Raw genomic sequence first — 17,825 nt, forward strand, 5'->3', positions numbered from 1 at the left:
TATTAATATTATGTGTACCATCCTACTCAAAAGATTTTGAAAAATTAAACAGAAATGCAAATAAATAACCAAAGTCGTGATGTGTTCTATGTTTCTGACGGTACGGCGATAACATGTGAGACATTAGGGCATGTTGTTCTCGGTCAATTTCCGTTCATTCCTAACGAAAAAACCTTTCCGTTTGTAGAAAGCCAGGACAAAGCTACTGACGTAGTCAAAGAAATTGAAACTTCCTACCAGCGCAATGGCGTCAAACCTCTGGTCTTTTTCTCAATTGTCGTTCCAGAAGTACGTGAAATGCTGCTTGAAGCGCCGGCATACAGTTACGATGTGTTGGAGAGTATTGTGCAGAAAGTGCAAGACGACATTCAGATGGCACCAAAGCCTAAGTTGCAGCGTTCTCGCAGCGTGGGGAAAGATTCCGACACCTATTTTGACCGTATTGCGGCTATTGAATACACATTGGCGCATGATGATGGCATCACGCTAAAAGGGTTGGAACAAGCCGATATTATCCTGCTGGGAGTATCGCGCAGCGGAAAAACGCCGACTAGCTTGTACATGGCGATGCAATTTGGTTTACGTGTTGTGAACTATCCGTTCATTGCGGAAGATGTGAAGATGATGCGTTTGTTGCCTGAGTTTGAGATCCATCGTCATAAGTTGTTTGGGCTGACGATCGATCCCGAGCGCTTGACTGAAATCCGTGAAAATCGTTTGTCTGGAAGTGATTACGCTAGCACAGAGCAGTGCAAGCTGGAGCTAGACACTGTTGAGGCGTTGTTTAGAAGAGAGGCGATCCCATATATCAATACGTCCTCTCTGTCTGTTGAGGAAATTACTACGCGTATTCTGGAAAAAGCAGGAATGAAGCGTCGCTTGTTTGGCTAACAAGAGACGCTCATGTCGCTATGTGTAAGAGGAGGTAAGGTGTGTACCTCCTCTATCGAATGAGCCTTAGACAGAATTAATAGTATTGGAACATCTTTTGGATGTCTTGATAGTTTTTCGTCTGAGTCAGTGACAGCATCAGTAAGATACGTGCTTTTTGTGGGTTCAATGTACCTGCGGCAACAAAGCCATATTTGTCGTCATCAATTTCAGCATCCAAAGTCGTTGAGCCGCTAGGCGTTCGGGAGCTTCTTACAACAACAACGCCATCTTTACTCGCTTTCTCTAGCTCATCAAACACAGTGTGGTACAAGTTACCATTACCGACACCAGCACTTACGATGCCGTCAAACTTCGCATCCACAAAGGCTTTCACCGGCAAACTGGAGGCATTTGCATAGTTATAAACAATACCGACCTTAGGCAACTTAGTAAGCTTTGATACATCGAATGGGGTTTCTGTCGTATGTTTACGTTCTGGGCTTCGTTGATATTTGGCATCGCTATTATGAATGTAGCCGATAGCACCAAAGTTGGGTGACTGGAAAGTGCTGACGGAGGTTGTATTGGTTTTTGTCACATCTCGCGCATCGAAAATCGTGTCATTCATTGCGACTAGCACGCCACGTCCTTCTGAATCTTCATCGGTGGCTGTTACGACTGCATTGTATAAGTTGACTGGTCCATCAGCACTCATTGCGGTGGAAGGACGCATTGCACCGACGATCACGACAGGCTTTTTGCTCTTGACGGTCAGATCAAGGAAGTAAGCGGTTTCCTCTAACGTATCCGTACCATGAGTAATGACGATGCCGTCAACATCATCTTGATCGAGTAGCTCATTAACTCTTTTCGATAATTTTAGCCACACTTCATCATTCATATCTTGTGAACCGATACTGACCACTTGCTCTCCAGAAATATCGGCAATCTTGGTCATACTCGGCACCGCAGAAATCAATGATTCAACGCCGACTTTACCTGCTGTGTAGTTTGATTCTGTTGCAGATTGACCTGCGCCTGCTATGGTGCCACCAGTGGCAAGAATTTTAATGTTCGGAAGATCGGATTGCGCAAAAGAGAACGAACTGATGCATAAACCGAGGGTTATCGTACTGAGGCGGAAAAGATTTTTTGTCATGGGAATCACCTGCTGTTAGGTTGGATGTTGGGGAACTCATCTATCCTAAAAACAGCGGGTTAGATTTTTTGAGTACTAGTTCAACAAATTGCAGATGAAGATCGTGATCAACTAATCACTTAAAGAATATCAAATCAACCAGTTAACCTAATTGACGTGCTTCTTTAACAAGTGAGATGTGCTAGTAACGTGCACAACGTGTTAAGTCCTATAATTTATTGATTTATAAATAAAGGAGGTAGGAGTCTCGTGATGAGGTTATTAAACATGAATTTAGCCGTGCAATTTTCCAAAGTTTACAGTGTAAAAAAAAGCGGCTTTACCCCGGAACAGATAAAAGCCGCTTGCCAATGATGTGTTAATTCACATCTTATCGCATAATCATTTGTTCACGACCAGGACCCACAGACACCATTTTTACTGGTACGCCCATGAGTTCCTCAATGCGTAGAACGTATTTCTGTGCTGCTACTGGAAGCTCTTCAAACTTACGACAACCTGTGATGTCCTCGCTCCAGCTTTCCATCTTCTCGTAGATTGGCGCAAGAGAGGCAGTTTGAGGCCAGATTGGGTTTTCGCTGTGGTCGCCTTCGTAGCCAACACAGATTTTCAGATCGTTAAGGCCAGTCAAACAGTCTACTTTCGTTAGTGCAATTTCAGTTGCGGCTTGCAGTTCAACGCCATTCTTCGTAGCGACTGCGTCGAAGTAGCCCATGTCGCGTGGACGACCCGTAGTTGCACCGAACTCGCCAGCAAGTTCGCGGAAAGCGTCTTGCTCTTCCATTGCAGTGATCAACGTACCAGTACCCACTGATGAGCTGAAGGCTTTTGCAACCGCAATAACGCGTTCAGGACGAAGTGCCGGAAGGCCACTACCGATACCCGCGTACATTGATACAACGTTAGAAGATGTTGTCCAAGGGTACTCACCGTAAACAAGGTCACGACCCGCGCCAAGCTGCGCTTCGAACAATAGAGTTTTGTCTTTCGCTTGTAGTTCTTTTAGAGGAAGCGTTACGTTGCAAATTGAATCGCGCCAAGGTGCAGAGACTTCTAGCAGCCAGTTCGCCAGTTCTTCAGCAGTTTGTTCAAACTCGAACGTCGGGTAAAGTGCACGCAGTTGCGGCAGTTTCCAATCCATCATGAATTGAAGGCGTTCAACCAATACTTCTGGTTGCTTCAACCAACCAACTAGGATGCCTTTCTTCATTACGCGGTCACCGTACGCAGGTGCAATACCTTGACGAGTTGAACCGTATGCTTTGTCGCCTAAACGTTGTTCTTCTAGCGTATCTTCTAGTGCATGTAGAGGTAGACACAGTGTTGCGCGATCAGAGATGCACATATTCACTTTTACGCCTGCTTCTTCAACTTCCGCAATCTCCTGAGACAGCAACGCAGGGCTGATAACCATACCCGGACCTAACACTGCCAAACAGTCAGGGTTGAATACGCCACTTGGAAGCTGGTGCAGCTTGAACGTACCTAGATCGTTAACCACGGTGTGACCCGCGTTGTTACCACCTTGGAAACGAATGCTCGCAGAAGCTTGCTCTGCCAAAAAGTCAACGATGCGGCCTTTGCCTTCATCACCCCAGTTTGCACCCACAACAACGATAGACGACATAATTTAATCTCCAAAAACAGATGCAAAAATCTTAAGACGTTCGCCATAATAAGAGAAATTAATTATACTCATTAACTTGATAAGAATTTCATATCGGAATTGGCAATGTTAGATTTGAACTGGCTGCGAACCTTCGTAACTCTTGCAGAGGTAAAACATTTCGGCAAAACAGCGACGGAACTGCACATGACGCAGCCGAACGTAAGTTTGCATATCAAGCAGTTGGAGCAAGCCACGCGCACGAAATTGATTGAGCGAAATCCCGTGCAGTTGACGCAAGCGGGGAAGCGTTTGTTAGCTACGGCGCAGCGGATGCTCAATGAGCTGCAAATTTGTCAGTCGGATCTCAATGCCATCAACGATCTTACGCAGGGGACGCTTTCTATTGCGGCGAGCGATATTGTTTCACGTTTACTGCTTATCAAACCATTTCAGCAATTCAAAAGTGAATATCCGGGGATCGACTTGGCATTGTTCAATACCACATCTTCTCAAGCGGTGGATTTGGTGAAAAGTGCGCGTGCCGATATCGGCTTTGTAATCGCACAAAAAGAGAGTCAACCGCTGCATTTTACGCCTCTCACGCAAATTCACTGGTGTGCGTTTGGCGATAACATTTTTGAGTGGCAAGACAATCGAAAAGAGAGCCAGACGCTGATCCTGCTAGGGCACGATACTCGAACCCGAGAGCTGATTGATGCGTCTTTACCTGAGCTAAATCTGCCTAAGCATCGCGTGATGGAAGTGGGCAGTGTGGAAGCACAAATCGACTGGGCGGAAGCGGGGTTTGGGACTGCTATTGTGCCGGATTTTTCGCTCGATCCGAGATTAAAGCTTTCTCGAGAAGTTACGCCTTTGCCAAGTTTTCCAAACACTGATTTCGGCTACATCGTGCGTCAAAATCAGGTGTTATCCAAAGCGGCAAAACAGTTGTTGGCTTGGGTTGGCGAGAATGTGTCGGTGGTTGAGGGCTAAGACGATGAAAGAAAAGGCCATGAAAGAGACGAAGATTACGATTTCGCTCCCATCCTTGATTCACCGTATTGGGGGCGACCATGCCAAGCGAGCGAAAACACTCGCAGCAGAAAAACAGTGCGATCTTAAGCGAATTAGACGATCTCGTCACTGGCAAATCTCAGGCGAGGCTTTGGATGTAAAAGCGTTTTTAGAGCTTCTCAAAAACGAAGAAGCAGAGACGATGCGATTTGCGATCAACAAAATCGAACAAGCTCTACTTGCTCACCAAGACAAATTGGAACCTTTGGACGTGAAGTTGATACGTTTGGTGAGACAAAACCCAAACATCACCTTAGCGGAGCTGATGGCTGAAACGAACTGCACGTTAGTTCAAGCTCGCACGGCACGATTTGATGCTGAGTTGCTTTAAGATCGGTTTGTGGTTTACTCACTTTATTAACAGATGTTAGGGTACCGATCAAAATCACTCACTAAGACCATTTTATTATGGATATTTGGCAGCTTCTCCTTTTTATCCCTGCTTGCTTTGCTCTCAATATGGCTCCAGGCCCAAACAATTTATTGGCAATGAATAATGCTCGTTGTTACGGCTTTAGGGCCGCGTTTACGGCTAGTTTAGGCAGAATTGCCGCTTTTTCAGCGATGATTGCGTTGTCTGCATCAGGTCTGGCTGTGATTTTGTATACGTCAGAAATGCTATTTTTGGCAATAAAGTTGGTAGGGGCGCTGTATCTACTATGGATTGCGTTCAACCTTTGGCGCTCAGAGTCCAGCCCGATCTCTGACTTGGACAATTCGCGCAACTACGCAGGACTGGCGAAACAAGAATTTACGCTCGCTGCTGGCAACCCGAAAGCGATTCTTATTTTTACTGCATTCTTGCCGCAATTTGTTGATGCCAATGCCAACGTTCAAGAGCAGTTTTTTGCCCTTGGCTCCACGTTTTTGATATTAGAAATGGTCGCCATTTCAATCTATGCCATCTTTGGTTTGTACTTGAGACACTGGTTTTCAAACCCCAAAATGGCGAAACGTTTCAATCGCGGATGTTCGTTGTTTTTAGCCGCATCAGGTGCGAATTTGCTACTAAGTAAGCAATAACAACACATCATCTCCGTAGATTATTTTTCTATAAAAAGAGCCGCTGATGTTACATCAGCGGCTCTTTTAGTTGATGCATCGATTATTTATTGTTACCACATCAAATCGTCAGGCACGACGAAATCTGCGTATGGATCGTCTTCTGCTGGAATGTCCGATTCAGGTTCTTTTTGTTCGATGATGACGGACTCATCACGCTGAGCAATTTTATTCGCTACTCCACGTGGAATGACAACATAGCTTTCACCAACAATTGCGATTGCCAAAATACCTTTGATCAACTGCTCGCGGATAAGTGAATCTACATAAAGAGATTTCACTAGCGTACCGTGAGTGAAGTTGTATTTGATGTCGCCATCTTTTAAGTCGATCTTGTTCATCTCAATCAACTGATTGATCTGCGCTTTGATCTCTTTATTTAATCGCTCAGCATTTTGCTGCTCGCTCAATTGTTTATCACGCTCTAACTGTTGGCGTTTATTCTCTTCAACCGCCGCTTTTACTTCGCGTGCTTGAACGCGTGATTTTTTAGAGCCTTTCTTCGCTTTCTTTAGTTTCTTTTCATTAACTAAGCCAGCTTTCAGCATTTGTTCTTGAAGGGTAAGTTTTGCCATGTTTTATCCAGTTAGTGCGCAATTTTGGGCATTTTACCCACTATTGCCACTTGTAGTAAATAATAGTACTTCCTATGGGTCTAAAATGTTTGGTTGGCTTGTTATCTCTTTAAGGAAAGTGCAAAGCGGGCCTTCTCCAAAGCCCGCGAGCGTTACTGAAATCTAGGTGGGTTATGGCTGCCACTGTTTAGATGTGACAAGGTTATCCATCACTTTGTTTACCGCTTGATGCGCTTTGTCGACAATGATGTCTATATCGTTACGGTTCGCGATAAGCGGTGGAGCAAAACCGAGGATGTCACCATGTGGCATAGCGCGAGCGATTAAGCCTTGCTCTAAACAGGCCGCCGCGATTTGCGGGCCTACTTTCAAGTTTGGATCAAAGTGTGCTCGGCGAAGCTTGTCTGAAGAAAACTCCAACGCATGCAACAAGCCAACGCCACGAGTATCACCGACTAATGGATGATCGTTAAACGTCTCTGCCATACGTTGCTGCAAGTAAGCACCGACTTCGGCCGCGTTTTGCACTAATCCTTCACGTTCAATGATATCGAGGTTGCAGTTCGCAGCTGCCGCTCCCATTGGGTGACCAGAGTAGGTATAACCGTGTCCGATAGCGCCCCACTGGTCGGTGCCGTTTTCTAGCACACTCCAAACTCGTTCACCGACGATCACGCCAGACAGCGGTTGATACGCTGAGGTTAACCCTTTCGCTACCGTGATGAGATCTGGTTTCATGTCGTAGTGGAGTGAGCCAAAATCGGAGCCGAGGCGACCAAAGCCACACACCACTTCATCCGCAATCAAGAGTACATCGTATTTGTCGAGCACTTTGCGAATCGCCTGCCAGTACCCTGCTGGTGGTGGCACAATACCGCCAGTACCGAGCACTGGTTCTGCAATCATTGCTGCTATCGTTTCTGGGTCTTCTTCCAAGATCATCGCTTCGAGTTGATCTGCGCAATATTGAGAGAATTCGAGCTCAGACATACTCTCTTCTTCACGGCGATAATAATATGGCGCGATGGTGTGTTTGATACGCTCAAGTGGTAAATCAAAATGGGCGTGGAACAGCGGCAAACCTGTCATTGAACCGGACGCGATACTTGAACCATGGTAGCCGCGGTCACGCGAAATGATTTTTTTCTTCTCTGGTAGACCACGAGCATTGTTGTAATACCATACCAACTTAAGTTGAGTTTCGTTCGCGTCGCTGCCTGACATGCCGTAGTAAACTTTGCTCATGCCTTCAGGCGCCATTTTGATGATGCGATCTGACAGTGTCACGAGCGCTTCGTTCGTATGACCGACGTACGTGTGGTAGTACGCCAGTTCTTTGGCTTGCTCATAAATCGCATCGGCCATTTCGGTCCTGCCATAACCAATGTTTACACAATACAACCCGGCAAAGCCGTCTATCAGCTCGATGCCTTCTGAATCGGTGATGCGTATTCCGCTTCCGCTCGAGATAATTCTTCCCGGAAGCTCCCCGGCCGCATACTGCTTCAGGTGGGTTGAGGCATGAAATACTCTCTGACGATCGATCTCTAAAAGTTGTTGGGTTTTGTTACTCATGATCCTTCTCCTCGAATAATTGGATATCCATATTTCGTGTCTCAACTGCCACTGACGGTTGGTAAAGCGCCTAAGCAGCAGTATTTGATTTCACTGTATTCTTCAAATCCGTGACGGCTTCCTTCTCGTCCAAGACCAGACTGTTTCACGCCGCCGAATGGGATAGGGTGCCCTGTCATTTTGACGGAGTTCACGCTCACCATGCCAAACTCCAAACCGCGCATGCAGTGCCAAATTTGGTGAATATCGTGACCATAAACATAGGCAGCTAAGCCGTACTCAGTGTCGTTGCTCATTTCAATCACAGTATCTAAGTCTTGGTAAGGCAATACGCCTGCCACAGGACAAAAATTCTCTTCGCGATACACCGCCATTTCAGGGGTTACATCGGCTAGCAATGTCGGCGCGAAGAAGTTTTCGCCTGGTACGGGCTGGTGGTATCTCGCTATCAATCGCGCGCCTTTGTCGAGCGCGTCACGCACCAAATCATGCGCTTTATCCACCGCAGTGCGATTAATAAGTGGTCCCATGGTGGTTTTTTCGTCTAAGCCATTGCCCAAAACGATGTGGCTCATTTCTTTGGCAAACGCTTCCAAAAACGCTTCGTACTTATCGTCAGGGACGAAAATACGGTTTGCGGCCAAGCAGTCTTGTCCTGCGGTTTGAAACTTCGCATCCACGGCGGCTTTGGCTGCTTGCTCGACATCCATATCTGGCAGCACGATGAAAGGGGCGTTACCACCGAGTTCCATACTGCACTTCTTCACGGTTTGTGCCGCGTCGCGTAGCAATAGTTTGCCTACTCGAGTTGAGCCTGTGAACGAGAGCGCTTTGACTTTATCGGAGTGACACAAGGTTTGTGACACCATCACCGCATCGCCAGTGATCACGTTAAACACACCAGGTGGAAAGCCAGCTCGGTCTGCTAACTCTGCCAACGCTAACGCAGAAAAAGGCGTTTCACTGGCTGGCTTAATGAGCACCGGACAGCCTATTGCTAGTGCGGCTGCGGCTTTGCGTGTGATCATGGCATTAGGAAAGTTCCATGGCGTAATCAGTGCTGCGACACCAATCGGCTCGCGCACGGTTGATAGCTGCGCATTCGGAATATGACTTGGGATGGTTTCACCATAGCTGCGGCGTGCTTCTTCGGCAAACCAACGAACAAAGGATGCGCCGTAGTCAATCTCACCTACAGCATCACCTAGTGTTTTTCCTTGCTCCATCACCATCAAATGAGCAAGATCTTGCTTTGATTCTAGAATCAGGTCGTGCCAACGCATGAGAATTTCAGCGCGTTCTTCTGCTTGCATTTTTCGCCATTGACGAAAGGCTTGGTCGGCTTCATCAATCGCTTGATAGAGTTGTTGCTGAGATAGCTTAGTGATGTAACCGATGACCGTGCCATCTGCTGGATTATCCACCGGATGAAATTGATCACCACTTACCCATTTGCCATTCACGTACGCTAAACCTCTCACCAAACGTACGTCTTTCATTATCGCCATCATGTCGTGCGAGGCTTTTAATTCTTCAGCGTGTAAGCTGTGCAGTGCTGCCATGAGTCCTTCTCCCAGCATCGTTGTCCATAATGAAACTGTAATGGAGAAGTGACCGAAATAATTTCTGATACCGAGGTTTAAAACGTCAGAACTTTCTTTTTAGTGCCGTAAAATATGGTGTTTTTTCTGTTCACGCCTGATACGCATTTTCCCTTTTATAACAAAGCGTTTTGGTTTACTTCGAATGTGCCCGCATCACGTTTGATTGTTTTTGTCACAATGTAAGTAAAGTAGCGCTCAATGCCCACATCTGAGTCTAACCAGTTGTCGATAAGCCGCTGATATTGGTCGATATCTTCTGACTGAATTTTAAGGATGTAATCGACACCACCGCCCGTGGCATAGCAATCAGTGACTTCTGGTGAATGTTGAACCAGTTGCTCGAAGCGTTTGAACGCTTGGGCGTTGTGTTCTTTGAGCGTAACTTCAACCATAACTGACGTTCGTTTGAACAAAATATCGGTATTTACTTTTGCTCCGTAACCTTCAATGATGCCTGCTTCTTCCAGTTTTTTGACGCGCTCCCAGCAAGGGCTCACGGATAGGTTGATGGCCTCGGCAAGGTGAGATTTGGTGATACGACCATTATCATGAAGTATTTGTAGAATTTTTACGTCGTAGCGATCGAGGCGCATTATGAGTCTCCCTGTTGAATACTAATCATTTCATAAAGGCTGATGACTGGTCGCTGTTATAAGGTGCTTTCCAGTTTGCTTCTGGTATGCCATTGGTTTTGATTTCTTTAGTTGGCTTTTCAATCAGCCTATCTCGCCGCAGTCTTCGGCTATAACTGCGATAGTGTCACCGATATTCACCATAGCAGGAAAACGACGTGCCGCGAAAATACCATTGCGCTGTGACTTGTACTCAACGGGGGCGGTACCTGTGCGCTCGGTCGAGAAGATTCTCACTAATACATCGCCCTTTTTGACGGTATCGCCAAGATCAAATAAGTATTCTGTGATGCCGTGGTGTTGGCTTTGCACATAACAACTTGCATCAGGCATATCTAATAACTTAGTTGGTTGGGTTGGTTGTTCGTAGTCACCGGGCAAGTTGCCTGAGAAGCGTAAGAAGTTGCGAATGCCACGGTCGGAATAAGCGATGGTTTCTGGAGTGCTGGTTCCGCCTCCTCTTAGTTCGGTGGTAACAAAGATTTTTCCCTGAGACTCCACGGCAGTGTCATACAGGCTGGTGGCGTCCATTTCGAGCAAGATCATGGTGTAAGGTGCGCCAAACAGTTTTGCACCTAATATGCAGGCTTCTTCTTGATCGAGATTGTCGAGACGATGGGCAGCGGCGAACGGAACGATATCTAACGTTTTACCACCTGAGTGAATGTCTAACGCAAAATCGCACTTAGGAACTAGGTAACGAGTAAAATAATCCGCAATTTTCTCAGTCACTGTGCCTATGGGATTGCCGGGAAAGCTTCGATTTAAATTCCCTTTATCGATAAACGACGTACGTGAGGCATTTTGTACCGCAGGTAAGTTCATCATGGGTACAATAATGACACGACCTTGGATTTGATCTGCCTGAAGCGAGTTCGTCAATTTTAGCAGGCTGGTGATGCCTTCGTATTCGTCTCCGTGATTACCGCCAGTAAGCAGTGCGGTTGGTCCGTGACCATTTTTGATCACGGTGATAGGTATCATAATACTTCCCCAAGCGGAGTCGTCATGTGAATAGGGCAGCGTTAAAAAGCCGTGCTGTACACCTTCTCGGTCAAAGTCTATGGTGGCTGTGATCGAGCTTTTTTGCATATCAAGTCCTTTTAGTTCTCAGACCTAGCTCAACAGAGCTTGAGGTTTGAAAAATTAGTGTTTAACAAATAAGTGGCGTGGAAAGTCACACAGCGTTTTTGCTCCATCATGGGTAATGACGATACTTTCCGTTGTTTCTAACCCCCAATCTTTGAACCACAGCCCCGGCATAAAATGGAATGTCATGCCTTCTCTCAAGATGGTTTTATCGGTGTCTCGCAAACTCATGGTTCGTTCCCCCCAATCTGGTGGGTAGCTCAAACCTATTGGGTAGCCACAACGGGCACCTTCGCGTGAGAATCCCGCTTTATCGAGAACCTGGTTTAGTGCATTGGCGATGTCGGCGCAGGTATTTCCGGGCTTTGCCACTTTCAAGCCCGCTTCAAGTCCTAGAGTTAGGGCTTCGTCGGCTCGTTTAAACTTGTCGTCAGGCTCGCCAAGAAAAATAGTGCGTGAGAGTGGGCAATGGTAACGGCGGTGCGCCCCTGCGATTTCAAAAAACGTCCCTTCGCCTTTCTTGAAGGGTCTGTCATCCCAAGTCAGGTGAGGTGCGGAAGCATCAGAACCTGATGGCAAAAGCGGCACAATCGCGGTGTAATCGCCAAAGTGGTCTTCATGCCCGAGCACGGCTTGACGGTTAATCTCGGCAACAAGGTGGTGTTTCGGTAATCCTGGTTCAATCATGTCGAACGCGACACGGTGCATGTTTTCAACAATGCGAGCGGCACGGTACATGTATGCCAGTTCTTGATCGGATTTAACGGCGCGGCACCAGTTGACTAGTCCGGTTGCATCGAGAAGTTGAGCATTCGGTAGGTGCGTAGTGAGTGATTCGTAAGCGGTGGCGCTAAAGTAATAGTTATCTTTTTCTACACCGATACGACCACGATCCCAAAGGCGCGGAGCCAGTACGGCTTCGACCAGGAAATCCATCGGGTGTAGCGGCGGATTCATTACATAATGGTCTGGATAGTAGGTGATGTTTTCTGCCGACATATACGCAGTCCTGTATGCTCCGTTGGCATCTTGGCAGCGTCCAAACCAAACGGGTTCATCAGATGGACCAACAACGACACATTGTGGCACGTAAAAAGACCACCCATCATAGCCTGTCAGCCACGCCATGTTAGAAGGGTCATGAATGATAAGGACATCCAATTCTCTTTCTTCCATCGATTGCCGAACTTTCGTTAACCGATCCTGGAACTCATCCAGTGTAAAATGCAAAGCAACGCCTCTCATATTTTCTCCTTGTTAGAAATCCGACGCCTTATGGGCCTTCGGAGACGCTGAGGTATTTCTACCTTCTACCAGCTAGCCAGATCTGCGTTAAAAAATGATTGCAATTTACCTCTGGGGTTGTATTTGGATTAAACGATGCTGTTTAACATGTTTGTTTAACCCATACATTTCATGTCAATCATTACAATTGTGGTTTATTTTTGTGCATTTCACCTCGTTTTGTGAGTTAAAGTTCGCCATTTGTTAAATGGAAGTTACAATGAGCGTTAAAAATGAATCAATTAAAATATTGTGTCATGACAATTTCTTTGAACCCGATCATTCGGCCAGGCACCGCTAAATACATCTCCATTGGTAACTATCTTGTCGAATGTGTCCGCAGTGGTTATCTAAAACCGGGGACTCGATTACCCACACATCGTGAGTTTGCAGAGCAAATTGGCGTCAGCGTACAAACGGTGAGCCATGCATATGGTTATGCAGAGAAAAAAGGGGCGATCGAGTCTTGGGTTGGGAATGGTACTTTTGTCAAATCAGGTTTTGTGGATGAAAGTACGGACACGGAGTTCATGCTGACACAAGAGATGAAAGAAACGCCGGATGAAATTGATATGTCGATTGCACATCCAGTGGTGACCGATCGCCACATTACGCTTTTTAATCAGGCGTTAATGGAGATTGCTGGGCAAACAAACAATCGTGGTTTGATCAGTAAAGCAAAGCCGGTAACAGGTCAGCCTCATCATATTGAGTCAGGAGCACGATTTCTAAGTAGCCAAGGGCTGGATGTGGGTGCCGATCAAATATTACTCACAAATGGTGCATGCCATGGTTTAACGTTGGCTTTAAGCACAGTTGTTGAACACGGTGATGTAGTTGCTTGTGGTCACTTGGTTGATCATGGCTTGATCTCTCGCTCGAGAATGCTTGGATTTAAGTTGCAACCACTTGAAATGGATGAGTTTGGTATAACGCCGGATGCATTTGAATGGGCATGTAAACACAAACCAATCAAGGTATTGTGTTGCACACCGAGCATGGCTAACCCGACTAGTGCGCATATGGATGTTGAACGCCGAGAGGCGATAGCGAATATTGCGCAGCAATACGACATCTATGTCATTGAAGATGACGTGTATGGAGCACTAGAACCTAACCGTGTCCCACCCCTTGCCACATTGTTACCCGAACAAGCTTTCTATGTCACCAGTTTAACCAAAGTTGTAGCGCCAGGCATGCGCACTGGCTATCTGACGGTCCCACGTCATTTTTTGCAGCACGCGATTGGTCGTTTAGCGGCAACGAGTTGGTCTGCGACTCCATTACCATTTGAAGTCGCTCATTTGTGGATCGAGAACGGTACGTTAAATCGACTTATTCGCTTTCAAGTCAATGAGTTTGCTAAGCGACAGCGAATAGCAAAAGCCGCTTTAGAAGGGCATGTTTATAGCTCGCACCCGAATGGACAGCACATTTGGTTGAGACTACCCGAGCAGTGGAATAGCGATGACCTGGTTGCTTCGGCAAAGCGTTCAGGGGTGCAGATCACGGGATATAAACCGTTTGTTCTCGATACAAATCAGCCAATGCCTTACGTGCGAATCAGCTTGGGAGCAGAAACAAACCGAGGCTACATCAAACACGGGTTATCTGTGATTGCTGAAATTCTCGATACCAACCCTCCCACCTCACACTTTTTGGTCTGAGCGATAGGTTATTTATGCTTTTATCTGATGGGCTTAAACGTTTGTAACTGAGTTTTTTCTTGTCGCCATTGTCTCGGCGATTTCCCCGTCCAACGGCGAAAGTGGCGGCTGAAGACCGCAGTTTCTGCATAGCCCAGTTGCAACGCGATATCGGTAATACTCTGGATATTCTCATGCAATCGCTGTTCGGCGAAATCCTGACGCACTTGTTGTAAAAGCTGCCGATAATTTGTGCCCTGTTGTTTCAGCTTGTTTTGCAGCATTCTCGGATGCAGGTCCAATGCTCTTGCAACGCGCTCAACGCTGCATTCTCCGGTTGAGAGCAGACGGCCAATCATGTTTGCTGCTTGGTCACTGAGATTGTTGGGGTAACGGGTTTGCAGCTCTTTGAGGTGCTGTTGAAAATGGCGCTCTAGTGCGTCTTCATCTTGGTGGTTCTTAGCGTTAAGCAGAGTCGCTTTAAGTAGGATACCGTCAAACTTATCACCGAAACGCAGTTTGTTCTGCTGGGCAAACTTGCTTTTTTCTACTTCCAATGTTGCGTGTTGAGTCAAATGTAGCGCGAAGTGACTTGCTTCAATATCAAGTAAGCTCGCAACAAACATCGCCAGATGCGACACACTGAGCTGCATCAACTGCGCGATACCTCGTTCGCTGTGCACATCAATATTGAGCGACAACCGTACCCAATCATCTTGTGGCGTCATGTTGAGAGTTACCCCTGACGAATGTAGATAGAGAAAATCATTCACCCGCGCCAAGGCATCACCAACCGTTTCCGCGCGAGAAACCAGCATTGGTAAGTCCCCCAAGCTTTGTAGGTTTTGACGCTCAGCGAGTAACGCACCAAGCAACGGTTGCTGACAACGAGCAGCCGCTTCCTCCAGCAATTCAGCCAGCCTAGGGTAGGCGAGATACGTATCGGGATTGCGAAACTGCGCCGCAGACAGCCCGGCGGCAGCCATAATCTCAACCGGATTCTGCCCCAGTTCGGAAACCAAGCTATCAAATTTATCGGCAGCGCCACTTCGTACGATATACATGTCTCGATTTTTAAATGTTAACAGGTTGTAAATCGCAATGTATCAAATTTACTTCGCAAAAGGTCAAGTGAGTGTCAGTGAGTTGATCTAAGTTACATTTTGATAACAAAAACGCATGAATGAGAAGGTGTATGGAACTTATCAATAAAACGGCCATCGTGACTGGCGCTGCGGGTGGAATTGGGCAAGCTATTATTGCAAAGCTAAGAGAGCAAGGAGCCAAAGTGCTTGCTGTCGATATTTCAGAGCAATCACTGCAAATGTACGCAAGTTTTGGCCCTAAGCAGTTGGAAACCTTTGTTGCGGACGTCACCGATTACCAACAAGTCGAAGCCATGGTGAAGTACGCGGTCGAACTATTTGGCTCACTTGACATCATGGTCAACAACGCGGGCATCGGTGCACCGAAACCTCTGCTTGACCACGACCCAATTGCTGATTTTGAGCCGATCTCAAAGGTCAACCAAAATGGTGTCTACTACGGAATTCTCGCCGCTGGGCGACAATTCCAAGCGCAAGGCACGCCGGGCGTGATCCTCAATACTTCTTCTGTTTACGCACGAATGGCGTCTGAGATGACCTTTACCTACAACGTCAGTAAAGCCGCAGTCGATATGATGACCAAATGCGCCGCATTAGAACTCGCACCATTGGGTATTCGTGTTTGCGCTGTCGCTCCGGGACGCGTTGATACTCCGATGTTAAGGCAATACGAAGAGATTGGCCTGTGGGACCACATCCGCAAAGAACAGATGCGTCAAAACTTCACACAACCAGAAGAGATTGCTGATGTGGTGGCGTTTCTGGTCAGCGAGAAAGCCAACTGTATCAACGGTTGTACCATCAGCGCATCTGACGGTTTCGAGAATTTTAAGTACCCACTTATGGGATAGGTGAGTACGCCACATTACAGCAATAGCGAGGATGTAAGTTATGTCATTACCAGAAGTTATTCAGCACCAAGATTTCTTATTAACTCTTAATACCAATGAGGAGTCGCTCATCAAAGACGCTCTACCGGGTGTGGATGTTTACCCGTTGTTTCTTGATCCAGAAAACGGAACTTGGGTGATACGCGCCAAGTTCAAACCGGGCGTGACTTTACCTAAGCACTTCCACACTGGTGTGGTGCATTTCTATACACTGAGTGGCGCTTGGCACTACATTGAATACCCAAACCAAGTCCAAACCGCTGGTAGTTATTTGTATGAGCCAGGTGGTTCGATTCATACCTTTCACTGTCCAGAAGAGTCGGGTGGTGCAGATGGCTTTATGGTGATCCAAGGTGCGAACATTAACTTTGACGACGAGGGTAACTTCATCAACATCATGGATGCAGGTTGGATTGAGCAAGTTGTTATTGCAACAGCGAAAGCACAAGGCTTCACTGCGCGCTACATCAAACCGGGTGCGATTGCTGGCCTAAGCGATGAGCTAGCGGAGTAACCCCATGCAACAGATGAACAGTATCATAATGCAGGATGGTAGTGTCCGCCTGAAGCAAGTCGAAATCCCCAAACCTGCAGCGGGACAAGTGTTGGTTCGTAGTCTAGCTTGTGGCATTTGTGGCTCCGACCTTCACATTACTCGACACGCGGATGAGGTATTTGATGTATTCCACCAGCTCGGGTTGATGCCTGATGAAGCCGGTGAGCACGCTCAAGTGATGTTGGGGCATGAGTTCTGTGCGGAAATTATCGAATACGGTGCCGATACGCAGCAAACGTTGTCCGTTGGTAGCCGAGTCACCTCAGTGCCGATGTTGCTCAGCCAAAATGGCGCGGGCGTTGGTGTTACTCCGGGTACTTATGGCGCTTACTCTGAGTATTTCCTGCTTGATGAAGCGTTATTGCTACCTGTGCCAGACGGAATGCCGTCTGAGGCGGCGGCATTAACCGAACCACTAGCGGTCGGTTTGCACGCGGTCAACCGCAGTGAAATCGAAACGGAAGAAACAGCGCTGGTTGTCGGTTGCGGCCCTATAGGGCTAGCGGTGATTGCTGCACTGAAACAACGTGGCGTCAGCAATATTCTTGCGGTCGATCTTCAGGAAGAAAAGCTGCAACTTGCCAGCGAGTTTGGCGCAAATCGATTGATCAACCCGACCAAGGAAGACGAGATCGCCGTTGGTGAGCAGTACGCGATGAATTCACGCCTGGTCATTTATGAGTGTGTTGGCAAGCATACCTTGATTGACGATTTTCTGCGCCGCGCTCCTGCCCGAGCGCGAATCGTCATCTCGGGTATCCATACGACACCCGCAATCATTAACTACGCGTACGCGACGGTAAAAGAGCTCGATTTGAGATTCTCTTACTACTACCAACCGCACGAGTTTGAGCAATGCCTACAAGCGATTGCCGAACATAAGTTGCCTTGGCAGAAAATGCTCACCGCCAAAGTGGGAATCGATGGTGTCGAAGACGCATTTACAAAGTTAATGACGCCAAATGATCACATCAAAGTCGTTATCGAACCTTGGCGCAGCGGCGCGTTAGAAGTGATTTAACTCTTAGCCAGATTAAGCTAGCTAAAACCAATTTTAGTTTGGTGACAGCCCCAACCGTAGCAGCTAGGTT

Annotated in this window: 17 protein-coding genes; 8 read left to right on the forward strand and 9 right to left on the reverse strand. The window is 47.0% G+C overall.

The features are described from left to right. The first annotated feature begins 54 nt into the window (after positions 1-54). The gene (locus tag R7070_RS01055; RefSeq protein ID WP_005373820.1) at positions 55-891 is read left to right on the forward strand and encodes a pyruvate, water dikinase regulatory protein; all 837 of its coding nucleotides are present in this window, start codon (positions 55-57) and stop codon (positions 889-891) included. 76 nt (positions 892-967) lie between these two features. On the opposite strand, the gene ansB is transcribed toward R7070_RS01055, so the two are convergent. Together ansB and R7070_RS01065 are read right to left on the reverse strand one after the other, a co-directional pair. Beyond that, entirely contained in the window at positions 968-2,032 is a 1,065-nt protein-coding gene (gene ansB, locus R7070_RS01060; RefSeq protein WP_213869136.1) for an L-asparaginase 2, read from the reverse strand. A 370-nt stretch (positions 2,033-2,402) separates the two neighbouring features. Beyond that, positions 2,403-3,659: an adenylosuccinate synthase gene (locus R7070_RS01065; RefSeq protein WP_005373814.1), complete on the reverse strand. Its 1,257-nt coding sequence runs from the start codon at positions 3,657-3,659 to the stop codon at positions 2,403-2,405. A 105-nt stretch (positions 3,660-3,764) separates the two neighbouring features. Here R7070_RS01065 and R7070_RS01070 point away from each other — a divergent pair, with 105 nt between their 5' ends. From R7070_RS01070 to R7070_RS01080, 3 genes are all read left to right on the forward strand, one after another. Next, a complete protein-coding gene (locus tag R7070_RS01070; protein WP_005373812.1) occupies positions 3,765-4,634 on the forward strand; it encodes a LysR family transcriptional regulator in 870 nt (289 codons plus the stop codon). 19 nt (positions 4,635-4,653) lie between these two features. Continuing rightward, complete coding sequence (locus R7070_RS01075; RefSeq protein WP_054577722.1) at positions 4,654-5,046, forward strand: ribosome recycling factor family protein; 393 nt, start codon at positions 4,654-4,656, stop codon at positions 5,044-5,046. A gap of 77 nt (positions 5,047-5,123) precedes the next feature. Further along, positions 5,124-5,738, forward strand: a complete 615-nt coding sequence (locus R7070_RS01080) for a LysE family translocator (protein WP_017633575.1) — start codon at positions 5,124-5,126, stop codon at positions 5,736-5,738. Between the two features lie 92 nt (positions 5,739-5,830). Here the strand turns inward: R7070_RS01080 and R7070_RS01085 are convergent, their stop codons facing one another. The 6 genes from R7070_RS01085 to doeA all read right to left on the reverse strand — a co-directional run bounded on the left by R7070_RS01085 (position 5,831) and on the right by doeA (position 12,497). Continuing rightward, a complete protein-coding gene (locus tag R7070_RS01085; protein ID WP_017633576.1) occupies positions 5,831-6,352 on the reverse strand; it encodes a DUF2058 domain-containing protein in 522 nt (173 codons plus the stop codon). 171 nt (positions 6,353-6,523) lie between these two features. Beyond that, positions 6,524-7,927: an aspartate aminotransferase family protein gene (locus tag R7070_RS01090; RefSeq protein ID WP_256900370.1), complete on the reverse strand. Its 1,404-nt coding sequence runs from the start codon at positions 7,925-7,927 to the stop codon at positions 6,524-6,526. A 41-nt stretch (positions 7,928-7,968) separates the two neighbouring features. Next, positions 7,969-9,489 carry an NAD-dependent succinate-semialdehyde dehydrogenase gene (locus R7070_RS01095; RefSeq protein ID WP_256900371.1) on the reverse strand — a complete coding sequence of 507 codons (1,521 nt, stop codon included), beginning with the start codon at positions 9,487-9,489 and terminating at the stop codon, positions 7,969-7,971. A gap of 155 nt (positions 9,490-9,644) precedes the next feature. Beyond that, complete coding sequence (locus R7070_RS01100; RefSeq protein ID WP_005373784.1) at positions 9,645-10,124, reverse strand: Lrp/AsnC family transcriptional regulator; 480 nt, start codon at positions 10,122-10,124, stop codon at positions 9,645-9,647. Positions 10,125-10,247: 123 nt separating this feature from the next. Then, complete coding sequence (gene doeB / locus R7070_RS01105) at positions 10,248-11,255, reverse strand: N(2)-acetyl-L-2,4-diaminobutanoate deacetylase DoeB (RefSeq protein ID WP_005373782.1); 1,008 nt, start codon at positions 11,253-11,255, stop codon at positions 10,248-10,250. A gap of 54 nt (positions 11,256-11,309) precedes the next feature. Next, positions 11,310-12,497 (reverse strand): ectoine hydrolase DoeA, encoded by a 1,188-nt coding sequence (doeA, locus tag R7070_RS01110; protein WP_005373780.1) that lies wholly within the window; start codon positions 12,495-12,497, stop codon positions 11,310-11,312. A gap of 272 nt (positions 12,498-12,769) precedes the next feature. Between doeA and R7070_RS01115 the strand changes: the two genes are divergently transcribed. Beyond that, the gene (locus R7070_RS01115) at positions 12,770-14,203 is read left to right on the forward strand and encodes a PLP-dependent aminotransferase family protein (protein WP_005387040.1); all 1,434 of its coding nucleotides are present in this window, start codon (positions 12,770-12,772) and stop codon (positions 14,201-14,203) included. 20 nt (positions 14,204-14,223) lie between these two features. Here the strand turns inward: R7070_RS01115 and R7070_RS01120 are convergent, their stop codons facing one another. After that, positions 14,224-15,246, reverse strand: a complete 1,023-nt coding sequence (locus R7070_RS01120; protein WP_256900372.1) for a helix-turn-helix domain-containing protein — start codon at positions 15,244-15,246, stop codon at positions 14,224-14,226. A 131-nt stretch (positions 15,247-15,377) separates the two neighbouring features. On the opposite strand from R7070_RS01120, the gene R7070_RS01125 reads away from it, so the two are divergent. From R7070_RS01125 to R7070_RS01135, 3 genes are read left to right on the forward strand one after another with little or no spacing between them, the layout of a single operon-like run. Beyond that, positions 15,378-16,139, forward strand: coding sequence for an SDR family NAD(P)-dependent oxidoreductase (locus R7070_RS01125; RefSeq protein ID WP_104980454.1), 762 nt, complete (start codon positions 15,378-15,380; stop codon positions 16,137-16,139). A 40-nt stretch (positions 16,140-16,179) separates the two neighbouring features. Next, positions 16,180-16,692 carry a 2,4'-dihydroxyacetophenone dioxygenase family protein gene (locus tag R7070_RS01130; RefSeq protein ID WP_047102754.1) on the forward strand — a complete coding sequence of 171 codons (513 nt, stop codon included), beginning with the start codon at positions 16,180-16,182 and terminating at the stop codon, positions 16,690-16,692. A 4-nt stretch (positions 16,693-16,696) separates the two neighbouring features. Continuing rightward, positions 16,697-17,755, forward strand: coding sequence for a zinc-binding dehydrogenase (locus R7070_RS01135; protein WP_064369391.1), 1,059 nt, complete (start codon positions 16,697-16,699; stop codon positions 17,753-17,755). The last annotated feature ends 70 nt before the right edge of the window (positions 17,756-17,825 follow it).

This window comes from Vibrio sp. 1557 (assembly GCF_033340175.1).
Lineage (GTDB): Bacteria > Pseudomonadota > Gammaproteobacteria > Enterobacterales > Vibrionaceae > Vibrio > Vibrio alginolyticus.